This window comes from Roseateles sp. (assembly GCF_039929605.1).
Taxonomy (GTDB): Bacteria; Pseudomonadota; Gammaproteobacteria; order Burkholderiales; family Burkholderiaceae_C; genus Pelomonas.
Window position 1 is genome coordinate 19,814 of sequence record NZ_JBDSQX010000122.1, and the last position, 13,022, is coordinate 32,835.

Genomic DNA, 13,022 nt, shown 5'->3' on the forward strand with positions numbered 1-13,022 from the left:
CTCAGCGAGCGCCCTTGCCGGTCAGGACGACGGCCACCGTCTCAAGCATGATCAGCAGATCAAGGAAGAGCGAGTGGTTCTTGACGTAGTAAAGGTCGTACTGCAGCTTCTCGACCGAGTCTTCGATCGTCGAGCCGTATTCGTAGCGCACCTGCGCCCAGCCGGTCACGCCCGGCTTCACGCTGTGACGCACGGCGTAGTAAGGAATCTTGGTCACCAGTTCATCGACGAAGAACTGGCGCTCCGGGCGTGGGCCAACCATGCTCATCTCGCCCCAGAGCACATTGAAGAGCTGGGGCAACTCGTCGATGCGCACCTTGCGGATGAAGCGGCCAACGCGGGTGACGCGATCGTCGTTCTTGGTCGCCCAGCGCGGCTTGCCGTCTTTCTCGGCATCGGTGCGCATGCTGCGGAACTTGATCACCTTGACCGGCACGCCATTCAGGCCGACACGCTCCTGGCGATACAGCACGGGGCCGCGCGATTCGAGGCGAATGGCCAGTGCCGTGGCCAGCATCAGCGGCCATGACACCGCCAGGATGAGCACAGCGAAGATCACGTCGCAGACACGCTTGATGGCTGCCCGCACCATGCCCTGGCTGAAACCGTCACCGAACACCAGCCAACCGGCGTTGACGTGCTTGATGTTGATCTGGGCCAGCGTCTTCTCGAAGTGGGTGGCGATGTCGACGACGCGCACGCCCGACAGCTTGCAGTCCAGCAACTGGCGAAGCGGCATGCTGCCGCCGCGGCGCTCGCTCAAGGCCACGACGATCTCGTCGACGTTGTGCCGCAGCGCAGCTTCAGTCAGGTTGGCGCCGTCGTTGACGATCTCGGCGTGCGGCACTTCATGTTGCTCTTCGTTGGGGCCGGCGTAGTAGCCCACGATCTGTGCATGCGGGTCCGAGGCGCGCAGCGTGTTGCCTACCGTGCGTGCAGCGTGACCCGTGCCGAAGATCAGGATGCGACTGCGCATGCGGGCTTGCGTGCCCGAATGCGCCGCATAAACGCGATGCACCATGACGGCCGCGACAGCAGCCATCGCCACGAGGGTCAACAGGTCACGGTGGCTGGTGGCCGAAGGCACTAGGCTGAAGATGGCATAGGCCAACGGCAGACCGAACAGCAGACCGAACAGCGCACGTGCGCAGGACTCAGTGACAGAGCGGTTGTGCACGTGCTGATAGAAGCCCGTGGCCGAATTGATGACAAACATGCAACCGGCCAGAGACAGGCCATGAGAGGCAGCGAAAGGCAACACGGTCTGGGCGGCCTCGCCCTGGCTCAACACGACGGCGATGACCGCAAAAACGATCAGGCCTAGATCAAAGAAGACCTGGAGCAAGGTCTGTTTGTGCAGGTAATGGTTGAATATTCGAATCATTTTGGTCCCCGATCACTTCCGCTGGGCGCCTTCCGCATTTGCCATCCGATCAACGAAATTCAGAATTCATATCCGATATTCATTCATCCCGGAGCGGAGGCTGCCGGAACATTGCTCGCCTGTCGTCTTGGAGACCGCCAGGCGAGGCCTGGAAGTTACGGGCTTGACGCCGCAACGCACATAGTCCACCCCACCTTGATCGCGCCGGCATCATGCCTCCGGCACCTGGGCTTGAAAGCCCCCCGTTTGGAGGGTGCTTGCCCCTTGAATCCGTCTCGTTCGAGAATTGCACTCAAAGCTGCGGAGAAGGTCTTTTTCACGCAGCGGCAGTAGAACCGAAAGCAGGCGACCGCACCATGACAGCCTGCCGCATCGCTCGGCAAAACGTGCGAAACGCACAGGCAGACATTTGAAATTCGGCGAAACCTATTTCTTAAAGTTTCGATGCAGCCGGGGCGAACATCGGCTTCATCGTGAATATTGCACGGCAATATGACCAATTCAGCGCTGGCGTCGATTTTGTCCACCTCACTGCCGCTTTGCACCGCTCTGTCGTCCAAAGATCCGCGTAGTTTCAAAACAGCCGCCGTAAGGCAACGAACCCGCCAAAGGCGGGTTCGTTGTTACCGGAAACGCTCGCCAATGACTGTCGAGCGTTTCCCTGCAAGGATCAGCGCACGACGGCGATCTGCTCGCGGTTGCCACCCTTGTAGGTATAAAGCGTCAGGGCACCATTCTTGATGTCACCCTTGGCATCAAACGAGATCACGCCGGTCACACCCTTGTAGCCACTGGTCTTTGCCAACTCGGGCAGATACTTGGCCGGCTCAGAGGACTTGGCGCGGACCATGGCGTCGACCAGCACGTTGACTGCGTCGTAGACGTAGGGCGCGTAGATCTGGACGTCGATGTTGTACTTGGCCTTGAACTTGGCGCGGAAGTCGTCCATCGACTTCTTGGCTTCGCCCTCGACCCCACCAGCCTCGGCGCAAACCACCTGGCCGTCGGCCATGGTGCCGGCCGACAGTTTGGGCAACTCGCCGGTACAGATGCCGTCGCCGCCCATGAACTTGGCCTCGATGCCGAGTTGCTTCATCTGGCGCAGCATCGGGCCGGCCACGGCGTCCATGCCGCCGAAGAACACCACGTCGGGCTTCTTGGCCTTGAGTGTGGTCAGGATGGTGGTGAAGTCGACGGCCTTGTCGGTCGTGAACTCATGCCCCACCACGGTGGCGCCCTGGCTCTTGGCGCCCTTCTCGAATTCCTTGGCCACGCCCTGGCCATAGGCCGTGCGGTCATCGATGACGGCAACCTTCTTGGCCTTCAGCGTTGTCGCGGCATAGCGCCCCAGCGTGCCGCCGAGCTGACCGTCATTGGCCACCACGCGGAAGGTGGTCTTCAAGCCACGGCTGGTGAACTCCACGGCCGTTGCTGACGGGCTGATCTGGGGAATGCCAGCATCGCTGTAGATCTTGGAGGCGGGGATGGACGTACCCGAGTTCAGGTGACCCACGACGCCGTTGACCTTGGAGTCAACCAGCTTGGCCGCCGCAGCCGTGCCCTGCTTCGGGTCGGCAGCATCATCTTCGGCCAGCAGTTCGAACTTGGCCTTCTTGCCGCCGATCATGACGCCCTTGGCATTCAAGTCTTCGATGGCGAGACGGGCGCCCAGCTCGTTGTCCTTGCCCAGGTGGGCGATGGCGCCGCTGGTCGGGCCCACATGGCCGATCTTGACGATCAGATCCTGGGACATCGCTGCACCGCTGAGCAGCGCAGCCACAGCACCGACCACTACATTTACTTTGACTTGCATGGATCAACTCCGGTTGGAAAGAGGAAGAGAGAAAGAGACTCGCAACAACTGTTGAGTATTCAACGAAATGAACATATCCCAAATCCAAAGGCTACTCATTCGGGAAAGCATGCAGCCGAGGCAATCAGCCTGCTGCTGAAAAGTGGTCGAGCGTGGCACCGGCCTGCTGGTAGGCGCGGTAGCGCACCCGTCCGGACTCAACGGCCGAGCGCTCGCAACCGATGACCTCTAGCACACGCTCGAATGCAAAGGCATCTCCGGGCAAATCCTCGGCCAGGTTCAGCAGCAGACCGCGGTGCGGCAGCCCAACCGCGTCATCGACGAGAAGCACCTCTCCGGGCTCGGGAGGTGTCGTGCCGTCCCAACACCGATGGGGGATGAACTCGGTCGCATCGAAGCTCCAAAGCAGTTTGTCCAGCTGCGGCATCAGCGCCGGCGGCACCCGCACGCCCACCGGCTTGCCCGAGGCGAGGGCCCGGCGGACCAGCCGGCAGGCGTAGCGCAGCGGGTCGGCCGCGTTGCTGTAGAAGCTGACCTGTTGCGGCACTACTTGGCCTGGCTCAGCACGAAGTGCGTCAGCAGACCGACGGGCCGGCCTGTCGAGCCCTTGGCGGTACCACCCTTCCAGGCCGTGCCGGCGATGTCGAGATGGCCCCAGCGGTACTTGCCGGCAAAGCGCTGCAGGAACTTGGCCGCCGTGATGGAACCACCCGCCCGGCCCGCGATGTTGGGGACGTCAGCGAAGTTGCTCTTCAGGCCTTCGGCGTATTCGTCGTCCAGCGGCATACGCCAGCATGGGTCCAGCACCGCGTCACCGGCGGCCATCAGCGACGCGGCAAGTTCGTCATCGCTGGCATACATGCCACTGCGCACGCCACCCAGCGCAATGACGCAGGCGCCGGTCAACGTGGCCACGTCAACGACGACGGCGGGCTTGAAGCGCTCGGCATAGGTCAGCGCATCGCAGAGGATGAGGCGGCCTTCCGCGTCGGTGTTGAGGATCTCGATGGTCTGGCCGGACATTGACGTGACGACGTCACCCGGCTTGACCGCGCCACCGCTGGGCATGTTCTCGCAGGCGGCGACGATCATGACGAGATTGAGCTTTGGCTTGAGTTCGGCCACGGCGCGCAGGGCGCCGATGACGGCGGCCGCGCCACCCATGTCGAACTTCATCTCGTCCATCTCGGCGCCCGGCTTGAGCGAGATACCGCCGGTGTCGAAGGTGATGCCCTTGCCCACCAGCACGACCGGCGCCACCGTCTTGGCCGCACCTTCGTAGCGGGCAACGATGAAGCGCAACGGCTCATCAGAGCCCTTAGCGACGGACAGAAAACTGCCCATGCCGAGCTTCTCGACGGCCTTGCGGTCCAGCACGTCAACCTTGAGGCCATGCGTCTTGCCCAGGCCCTGCACGACTTCGCCAAGATAGGTCGGCGTCGCGTAATTGGCGGGGCGGTTGGCGCATTCACGCGCCAGCTCGATGCCGGCGGCAATCGCTTCGCCGCGCGCCAGGCCGGCCTTGGCCGCCTTCTGGGCGGCCTTGCCGACGAGCAGCGCCAGCTTGACAAGTTTGGACGCGGCGGGCGCGCTGGGTTTGGTGTGGCGGTAGACGTAGACGGCGTCGGTGCCTGTGATCGCGGTCTGCTCCGCCAGCGACTCGGCCAGCTCGGCCTCGAAGCCGGCAAACGCCACGGCCGCACTGGCCGCCCCGCGCGCCTTGATCTGCGCCAAGCCCGTAACCAGCGCCGCACGCGCGGCGGCCAGCGTCGTCTTGCCACTGGCTGCGAGCACGAGGCGGGGCGCCTTGATGCCGTCGGCATACGTCAGCGTGACCGCCTGGCCGCTTTTCAATGCGAAGTCACCGAGCTTGATCGCAGCCTGCGCATGTTTGGCGACGGCAGCATCAAGACCTTGAGGCAGCGAGTCGCCACCGAGCACCACGATCAGAGCGTCAGCACCTGCGGTAGCAAGTGCGGCCAGCTCTGTGGTTTGAACCTTGAAGTCCATAATGACCCGAAGTAGAAAGAAGTGCGTTTGATGTTATTCGATTCATCCACGCGGTCAGAGTTGGCGAAGAGCTTCGGGGTCACGCTGGTGGTCATCCTGACCATCATGCTCACATCGACATTGATCCGCACGCTGGGCCAGGCTGCAGGCGGCAATGTTGCGCCACAGGACGTCGTGCTGCTGATGGGCTACGCCACCATCAGCCACATGGCGACCATGCTCATCCTGTCGCTGTTCGTTGCCGTCGTCATCACGCTGGGGCGCTTTTACCGCGAGTCCGAGATGACGATCTGGTTCGCCAGCGGCATCCCGCTGTCGCGCTTCGTGCGGCCGGTGTTGCGCATGGCCTGGCCCGTGCTGCTAGCCGTGGTTGTGCTGGAACTGATCGTCTGGCCCTGGGGCAACCAGAACAGCGCCGAGCTGCGCGACCGCTACCAAAAGCGCAGCGACCTCTCGCGCGTTGCGCCGGGGCAGTTCCAGAGTTCGCGCGATGGCAGCCGCGTCTTCTTCATCGAGCGCGACGGCGACAACGCGGCCACCGGGCGCAACGTCTTCATCCTCGCCAACCAGCATGACCGCGAGTCCGTGACGACAGCGTCGCGCGGACAGCTCAACATGGAGGGTGATGACCGCTTCCTCGTGCTGGACCACGGCCAGCGCAACGAGACCCAGCTCAAGACCGGCGAAAAAAGCCTGGCTCGCTTCGAACAGTACAAGGTGCTGACTGACACGCAGGTGCTGGCCAACGCCAGCCAATTGCCGCCCAAGGCGATGGCCACGCTGGACCTGCTGCGCCTGCCCATCCCCAAGAACCAGGGCGAACTGGCCTGGCGACTCGGCATGATCCTCGGCGGCATCAACATGGCCCTGCTGGGCGTCGGCCTGTCGGCATCCAACCCGCGCCGCGCCAGCAACTGGAACCTGCTCTTCGCGCTGCTGACTTTCGTCGTCTACTTCAACCTCATCAACCTGTCGCAGTCCTGGGTCGGCAATGGCCGCACCTCGCTGCCCCGGGCGCTGATCGGCGTGCATGGAAGCGCCCTCTTCCTGGCGCTGGCCGCCATCTGGGTGCGCGACAACGGCAACCGCTTCTGCCTGCGTCGGCGCACGAAGGAGGCTGCGGCGTGAGGACCGTCCGCAGCCTGCTCTACAAGGACATCGTCGGCTCGGTCGTCATGGTCGCGCTGGCCTTCCTGTCGCTGTTCTTCTTCATCGACTTCGTCGACGAACTGGAGCGCATGGCCCGCATCGGCGCGGGCGGCGCGCAGGCCGCGCTGCTCGCGGCGATGGAGCTGCCCGGGCATTTCTACGAGCTCTTCCCCATCGCAGTGCTGATTGGCGGCATTGTCTCGCTGGCTCGCATGGCGCAGAGCAGCGAGTTCACCATCCTGCGCACCGGCGGCCTGGGGCCCGCGCGGGCACTGAGCCTGCTGGCCGGCCTGGCCGCCGTATTTGCGGTGTTGACGTTTGTCATCGGCGACTACGTGGCACCGCAATTCGAGCGCCAGAGCGACGAGATGCGCGCCCGTTTCAGCCGCAATGCCAATCCGCCCAAGCGCGGCGCCTGGCTCAAGGACCACCGCAAGGTCGATGGCCAGGAACGCAGCTACTCCGTTCAGGTTGGCCGCGTGGGCAGCGGCGGCGAACTGGAGGAAGTGCGCATCTTCGAGTTCGACAACGAAGGCCGGCTGATGTCGCGCACCGAGGCGGGCAAGGTCGACGTGGACGGCCAGGGCCTTTGGCATCTGCAGACCGTCAAGCGCACGGTCTGGAACGCGGGCACGCCGACGGCCAGCGGCTCGGTCGGTGAGGTCGTCGTCAGCGAGCAGCAGATCGACAAGCTCGATTGGCAAAGCTCGTTGCATGCCGGCGTCATCGCCGCGGCCGTGCTGCCGGCCATGTCGATGTCGACGCTGGAGCTCTACCGCTACACCGCCCATTTGTCGGCCCAGGAGCAGTCGGCCCAGGCCCACAACATCCAGTTCTGGCGCAAGGCGTTCTACCCCTTCGCCTGCTTTGTCATGGTGGCGCTGGCCCTGCCCTTTGCCTATCTGCATGGCCGCTCGGGCGGCATCAGCATCAAGGTCTTCGGCGGCATCATGCTGGGCATCAGCTTCGTGCTGTTGAACAACGTGGCGGGCCACTTGGGCCTGCTGAAGAACTGGACGCCCTGGGTCGTCGCGGCGACACCGAGCCTGCTCTACCTGGGCCTGTCGATGGCGGCTTTCACCTGGCTCGTGAGGTATCGATGAAAGAGGGCCTGCTGCTGTTCGCCCATGGCGCGCGTGACTCGGCCTGGGCGCGGCCTTTCGAGATCGTCACCGAGCGGCTGCGCGCCGCAAGACCCGGCACGCCGTTGGTGATGGCCTACCTTGAGTTCATGTCGCCCGACATGGATGCAGCCGCCGAGCAACTCGTCGCCGCCGGCTGTACGCGCGTGCATGTGATGCCCCTCTTCCTCGGTACTGGCGGTCATGTGCGGCGCGACGTGCCGCCGTTGCTGGACCGCCTGCGCGAGCAGCATGGCGCCGCCATCGAATGGCAGCTGCACGCGCCGCTCGGCGAACAGGACGCCGTGCTGCAAGCAATCAGCCAGGCCTGCTTGAACGTCCTCGAATGAATCTCCACCAATTCCGCTTCGTCCAGGAAGCCGCCCGCCGCAACCTCAACCTGACCGAGACGGCCAAGGCGCTGTTCACGTCGCAGCCCGGCGTGTCCAAGGCCATCCTGGAGCTGGAAGAAGAGCTGGGTGTCGACATCTTCTCGCGCCACGGCAAGCGGCTGCGTCGCATCACCGAACCCGGCCAGCAGGTGCTGGCCTGCGTCGAGATCATCCTGCGCGAGGTCGCCAACCTGAAGCGCATCGGCGAGGAGTACTCGCGCCAGGACAGCGGCACCTTCTCGATTGCAACGACCCACACGCAGGCCCGTTACGTCCTGCCCACGCCGGTCGCCCAGTTGCGCAAGAACCTGCCGCAGCTGCGCATCAGCCTGCACCAGGGCAGCCCCGACCAGGTCGCCCGCATGCTCATCGACGAGACGGCCGACCTCGGCCTCGCGACCGAGTCGCTGGCGCAGTACCCGGAGCTCGTCACCCTGCCCTGCTATGAATGGCAGCACGTGATGGTGGTGCCGCGCGACCACCCGCTGGCCGGCGTCGAACGCGTCAACCTCGAACAGCTGGCCGCCGAGCCGCTGGTGTCCTACCACCCCAGCTTCACGGGCCGCACGCGCGTCGACAAGGCCTTCGCCGCGCGCCACCTCACGCCCAACATCGTGCTGGAGGCCATCGACTCCGACGTCATCAAGACCTATGTGCGACTGGGCATGGGCGTGGGCATCGTGGCCGAGATGGCGATGCGCGAAGAGCCGGCGAACAGCGACCTCGTCGCGCGGCCGCTGGGCGCGCTGCTGGGCAGCAACGTGACGCGCATCGCCTTCAAGCGCGGCGCCTACCTGCGCAACTACGTGTACAGCTTTGCCGAACTGCTGTCGGAGCGCCTGAGCCGCAAGCTCATCGAACGGGCAATGACGGGCGAGGCCGACGACTTCGCGATGTAGGCGGGGCCGAGCGCCGGGCCGCTCCCAAGCCGGTCCCACAGGCGATGTGCGCGCGGCTCAACGCCGCAAGCATCGCCGTCCCCTTGGGGGACCGGCCAGACATGCCCGCGTCCAGCGCGGCATGCCTGGACGAGGGGCCTCAGCCCTCGCCGAACTTGGAGTCGAGCGGCAGCATCAGGTCCACGTCGTCGCTGCGCAGGCCGGCCTCGAAGAGATCGCGCGCCACGCCGTAGAGCGTCAGCAGGTCGCGGTAGGCCGGCAGGTCGAAGTGCGGTGCGGCGGGGCCGGAACCACGGGACAGCAGATCCCGCAGCATCTGCATGGCCGCGCCCGGGTCGGACCAGACCACCTGCAGGTGTGCGATGACGCTCGGGCTGGCGTCCAGCGTGCGGCCGCGCGACAGGCTCTGCGTCCACTGCGGCGCCGCCGTGCGAAAGCGCTGCTCGAACTGCTTGACCAGCTCGGCAAACACCTCAGGCTCGCCGCGCTGCTGGCAGATCTCCATCAGCAGCAGATAGGCCATCGCGCCGCAATTGCCACGTGCCAGCCGCGCGGCGAGCAAGTCGGCAGCCGCCTCGTGCTGGGCGAGCAGTTGCAGGAAGTCGACCTGTTGCTGTAGGTCCAGCAGCTCGTCGGCGACGGTCAGCTCGTCGGACGGCTGTGGCTCCGCAGCGACCCGCACCGGCATCGGCTGCGTCGCCTGCATCGAAGCCGGCAGTGCGGGCAGCACAGCGGGTGCGGCCGGCGTGGCGGGGGCAAAGGGCGCAATAGGCGCAATAGGCGCGGGTGGCCAAGCCATGGGCCGTGGTTGGGGCCGCGTGGCCTGGTGCTGCCCTTCGTCGGGCAAGGGCGCCGCGTTGCTGAACACCGCCGGGGCAATGCCGGGCGATGGCGCGGGCGGAGGCTGCGCCGGCAGGGGGTGTGCAGCGCCCTCGGCGGCGTGCATGGCGCGCCAGTAGGCCCGCTCACGGCGGGCACGCTCGTCACGCCAGCGGCTGCCGTAGAAGGCCGCCGAGCCGGCCAGCAAGCCCAGGCCCAGCGTCAGCACCCAGGTCATGGGATCGCGATAGGGCGACGGCCGCGTGGCGCTCGGCGGTGGCGGCGTGGGCGCTGACGCGAAAGCTTCAGGGGTCGGTGCTGCGGTGAGGGCGGCGGCCGATGCGGCAGCGTCCTGGGCCTGTAGGCGGGCCTCCAGCTCGGCGCGCAGTTGGGCCACGGTCTGCTCGAGCTGGGTGATCTGGGCTTCGAGCTCCGGCGTCACGTCCGCCTCGGGCGCGTTCGTTGCGGCGGGGCGCTGCGGGGCCTGGCTGACGAGAATTTCGGGTCGTTCCAGCACGAGGCGCGGCCCGGTCGCTTTCGGCTTGGGCCGGGCGCGCACGCGGGCTGCTGGTGCAGGGGCGGGGCTGGCTGCGGCAAAAACGCGCGGCGCAGGCTCCACGGCCTGGGGCATCGCGGGAACAGGCCCCGGCGCGGCCGCAGGCACGGCGGCAGCGCTGGCCGGCGGGTCAACGAAGGCGTTGAACTCGCGCGTCAGGCGCAGCGGGCAGCCCAACGCGAGCGTGATGCGCAGGGCCGGCTCGTCGATACGCACCAGGCTCTGCAAATGGATGCGCTGCTGCCCAGGCTCGCCTTCGACACGCATCTGCAGCAACCCCGCTGGCACACGCGCATCGCCGGCCGTGACCTCGGCGCGCACGCAATTTTCCGGCAGTTGCTCGCCATAGGCGAGGATCAGCGGGACGCTGGCATCCAGCGGCTTGCCAAGGGCGGAGTGGACCTGGGGGCGGCCCAGCCCCATGGCCTCGGCCCCCTGGGGCATCAGTCCGAGCAACGGGCCGAGCATCAGTGCCAAGGCGGGGGTGAGGGCACCCAGCAACGTCGGGCGCACGGCCGTAATGGGCATTGAAAGCGGGCAGCTACAAGCGGTTGAACGAGGGTGAGGGGCAGTGCAGTTCACTCTAGCATGGGGTCATGCGCCCGCAGGGGTTGCACAATGCACCAGGGCCTGTTCACGCCACGGTAACGGGTCGCGTTGTCATCAAGAGGGCCGCGAGCAAGGCGCAAAGCGGAGCCGGGTTGCGCACCCGGCGAGCATTTGCAACGCCGCGCGCGGCCCTTTTGGTGACAACCCTTCGGGAAGCCCCGTCGCAAGGGACCAAGCAAGGCGCAGCGCGCCGCCCGCACTCGCGTGCGGGCCAGCGGTGCAACGCCGAGTGGCCCCTCGCGACGGGGCTTCGCGATCCATTGCCGTGGCGTGAACAGACCCTCATGAACGTACTCGCACTCACCCCCGCCGAACGCCAACAAATTGACCAGGGCGTCTGGTTCTCCAGGTTGTCCGAGGCGCTGCGCAACGACATCCTGCAACGCGCCTTCGTGCGCCGTTTGACCGACGAGACCATGCTGTCCCACCGCGGCGAGCCGGCCGAGGAATGGTCGGCTGTCGCCAAGGGCGCCGTGCGCGTCAGCTCGGTGTCGCTGGCCGGCAAGCAGATCTCTCTGACCTATGTCGAGCCCGGCACGTGGTTCGGCGACATCGCCCTCTTCGACGGCCTGCCCCGCACGCACGACGCCTATGCCCACGGCGAGACCACGCTGCTGTGCGTGCGCAAGGCCGACTTCCGCGTGCTGCTGCAGACGCATTCCGAGCTGTACGACGCGCTGCTGCGCCTGAACTGCCGGCGCCTGCGCCTGATGTTCGACATGATCGAGGACCTCAACACCCGGCCGCTCGCCGCGCGCCTGGCCAAGCAGGTGCTGCTGCTGGCGCGCTCCTACGGCGTGCAGGAGGGCGAAGAGATCCGTATCGGCCTGCAACTCGCGCAGGAAGACCTGGCCCAGCTGCTCGGCGCGTCGCGCCAACGCGTGAACCAGGAACTGAAGGCCTTCGAGCGCGAAGGCGCGGTGCGCGTGGAGCCGACCCGGCTTGTCGTGCTGAGCCGAGAAAAGCTGCTGGCGGCCGCGTCCCGTTGACGACACTTCGGCCCGCGACCTGCTCGCAGAATGGAAAGTTCACGTCTCGCGCAACGACCTCCATGGAAGCATTCACCGGCACCCGCCCCCTCGCCCAGGCCCTGGACACCGCAGCGCTCGAAGCCTGGCTGGGCACTCATGTCGACGGCTTTGCCGGGCCGCTGAGCCTGGAGCAGTTCAAGGGTGGCCAGTCCAACCCGACCTATCTGCTGACGACGCCGGGCGCGCAGTACGTGATGCGCAGCAAGCCCGCTCCCGTGGCCAAGCTGTTGCCGTCGGCCCATGCCATCGAGCGCGAGTTCAAGGTGATGGGCGCGCTGGCCGGCACCGCCGTGCCCGTGCCGGCGATGCGCGCGCTGTGCGAGGACGAGGCCGTCATCGGCCGCGCCTTCTACGTCATGGAGTTCATGCCCGGCCGCGTGCTGTGGGACCAGAGCCTGCCCGGCATGAGCCCGCCTGAGCGCGCCGCTCACTACGACGAGATGAACCGCGTCATCGCGGCGCTGCACCAGGTCGATGTCCAGGCGGTCGGCCTGGAGGCGTACGGCAAGCCGGGCAACTACTTCGAGCGCCAGATCGGCCGCTGGAGCAAGCAATACCTGGCCTCGGTCACCGAGCCCAACGCGGCGATGGACGCGCTGCTGGCCTGGTTGCCGGCGCACATCCCGGCCTCGGCGCGCGACGAGAGCGAGGTAGGCATCGTCCATGGCGACTACCGAATGGACAACGTCGTCTTTCACCCCACCGAACCGCGCGTCATTGCCGTGCTCGACTGGGAGCTGTCCACGCTCGGCCACCCGCTCGCCGACTTCAGTTACCACTGCATGAGCTGGCACATCCAGACCTCGGGCGCGGCGCGCGGCCTGGGTGGCAAGAACCTCGCCGAGTTGGGCATCCCGAGCGAGCGTGACTACGTGCAGCGCTACTGCGAGCGCACCGGTCGCACGAATGTCGATGCTGTCATGGCCGACTGGAACTTCTACATGGCCTACAACATGTTCCGCATCGCGGCCATCGTGCAGGGCATTGCGAAACGCGTGGTGGACGGCACGGCCTCCAGTGACCAGGCCAAGGAGACCGCAAAAAGCGCCGGGCCGCTGGCGGAACTTGCCTGGAGTTTCGCGCAGAAGGCCTGAACTAAACCACGTCGCCGGGGCGCGTCGACGGCGTCCAGGCGATGGATGTCGTCGTCGGCCAGGCGCCGGTGTCCGACAGCCGGGCGTTCACGCGCAGCGCCTCGCGCGCCGCGCATTCGAGCAGGCGCACCAGGCCCTGCACCTT

Annotated in this window: 11 protein-coding genes; 6 read left to right on the forward strand and 5 right to left on the reverse strand. The window is 66.1% G+C overall.

All coding sequences use genetic code 11. The annotated features are described in order from the left end of the window. Window position 1: 1 nt before the first annotated feature. The 4 genes from ABIS05_RS17045 to ABIS05_RS17060 all read right to left on the reverse strand — a co-directional run bounded on the left by ABIS05_RS17045 (window position 2) and on the right by ABIS05_RS17060 (window position 5,207). Window positions 2-1,384: a TIGR03013 family XrtA/PEP-CTERM system glycosyltransferase gene (locus ABIS05_RS17045; RefSeq protein ID WP_348009296.1), complete on the reverse strand. Its 1,383-nt coding sequence runs from the start codon at window positions 1,382-1,384 to the stop codon at window positions 2-4. 670 nt (window positions 1,385-2,054) lie between these two features. Further along, on the reverse strand, window positions 2,055-3,197 hold the full coding sequence (locus ABIS05_RS17050; RefSeq protein ID WP_348009297.1) for a branched-chain amino acid ABC transporter substrate-binding protein: 1,143 nt from the start codon (window positions 3,195-3,197) through the stop codon (window positions 2,055-2,057). A gap of 124 nt (window positions 3,198-3,321) precedes the next feature. Beyond that, window positions 3,322-3,744, reverse strand: a complete 423-nt coding sequence (locus tag ABIS05_RS17055) for a DNA polymerase III subunit chi (RefSeq protein ID WP_348009298.1) — start codon at window positions 3,742-3,744, stop codon at window positions 3,322-3,324. Further along, window positions 3,744-5,207: a leucyl aminopeptidase gene (locus tag ABIS05_RS17060; RefSeq protein WP_348009299.1), complete on the reverse strand. Its 1,464-nt coding sequence runs from the start codon at window positions 5,205-5,207 to the stop codon at window positions 3,744-3,746. Before ABIS05_RS17060 ends, ABIS05_RS17055 begins: the two co-directional genes overlap by 1 nt. 30 nt (window positions 5,208-5,237) lie before the next feature. Here ABIS05_RS17060 and lptF point away from each other — a divergent pair, with 30 nt between their 5' ends. Genes lptF through ABIS05_RS17080 form a run of 4 tightly spaced genes read left to right on the forward strand, consistent with a single transcriptional unit; the run spans window position 5,238 to window position 8,768 of the window. Then, complete coding sequence (lptF, locus tag ABIS05_RS17065; RefSeq protein WP_348009300.1) at window positions 5,238-6,335, forward strand: LPS export ABC transporter permease LptF; 1,098 nt, start codon at window positions 5,238-5,240, stop codon at window positions 6,333-6,335. Further along, complete coding sequence (gene lptG / locus ABIS05_RS17070) at window positions 6,332-7,459, forward strand: LPS export ABC transporter permease LptG (RefSeq protein WP_348009301.1); 1,128 nt, start codon at window positions 6,332-6,334, stop codon at window positions 7,457-7,459. Before lptF ends, lptG begins: the two co-directional genes overlap by 4 nt. After that, window positions 7,456-7,827, forward strand: a complete 372-nt coding sequence (locus ABIS05_RS17075) for a CbiX/SirB N-terminal domain-containing protein (protein WP_348009302.1) — start codon at window positions 7,456-7,458, stop codon at window positions 7,825-7,827. Before lptG ends, ABIS05_RS17075 begins: the two co-directional genes overlap by 4 nt. Beyond that, window positions 7,824-8,768 (forward strand): CysB family HTH-type transcriptional regulator, encoded by a 945-nt coding sequence (locus ABIS05_RS17080; protein WP_348009303.1) that lies wholly within the window; start codon window positions 7,824-7,826, stop codon window positions 8,766-8,768. The genes ABIS05_RS17075 and ABIS05_RS17080 overlap by 4 nt, the downstream gene beginning before the upstream one ends. Window positions 8,769-8,907: 139 nt before the next feature. Here the strand turns inward: ABIS05_RS17080 and ABIS05_RS17085 are convergent, their stop codons facing one another. Beyond that, window positions 8,908-10,671: a hypothetical protein gene (locus tag ABIS05_RS17085; RefSeq protein WP_348063290.1), complete on the reverse strand. Its 1,764-nt coding sequence runs from the start codon at window positions 10,669-10,671 to the stop codon at window positions 8,908-8,910. Window positions 10,672-11,036: 365 nt separating this feature from the next. Here ABIS05_RS17085 and ABIS05_RS17090 point away from each other — a divergent pair, with 365 nt between their 5' ends. After that, window positions 11,037-11,741, forward strand: coding sequence for a Crp/Fnr family transcriptional regulator (locus tag ABIS05_RS17090; RefSeq protein WP_348009305.1), 705 nt, complete (start codon window positions 11,037-11,039; stop codon window positions 11,739-11,741). A gap of 62 nt (window positions 11,742-11,803) precedes the next feature. Beyond that, window positions 11,804-12,877: a phosphotransferase gene (locus tag ABIS05_RS17095; protein WP_348009306.1), complete on the forward strand. Its 1,074-nt coding sequence runs from the start codon at window positions 11,804-11,806 to the stop codon at window positions 12,875-12,877. The last annotated feature ends 145 nt before the right edge of the window (window positions 12,878-13,022 follow it).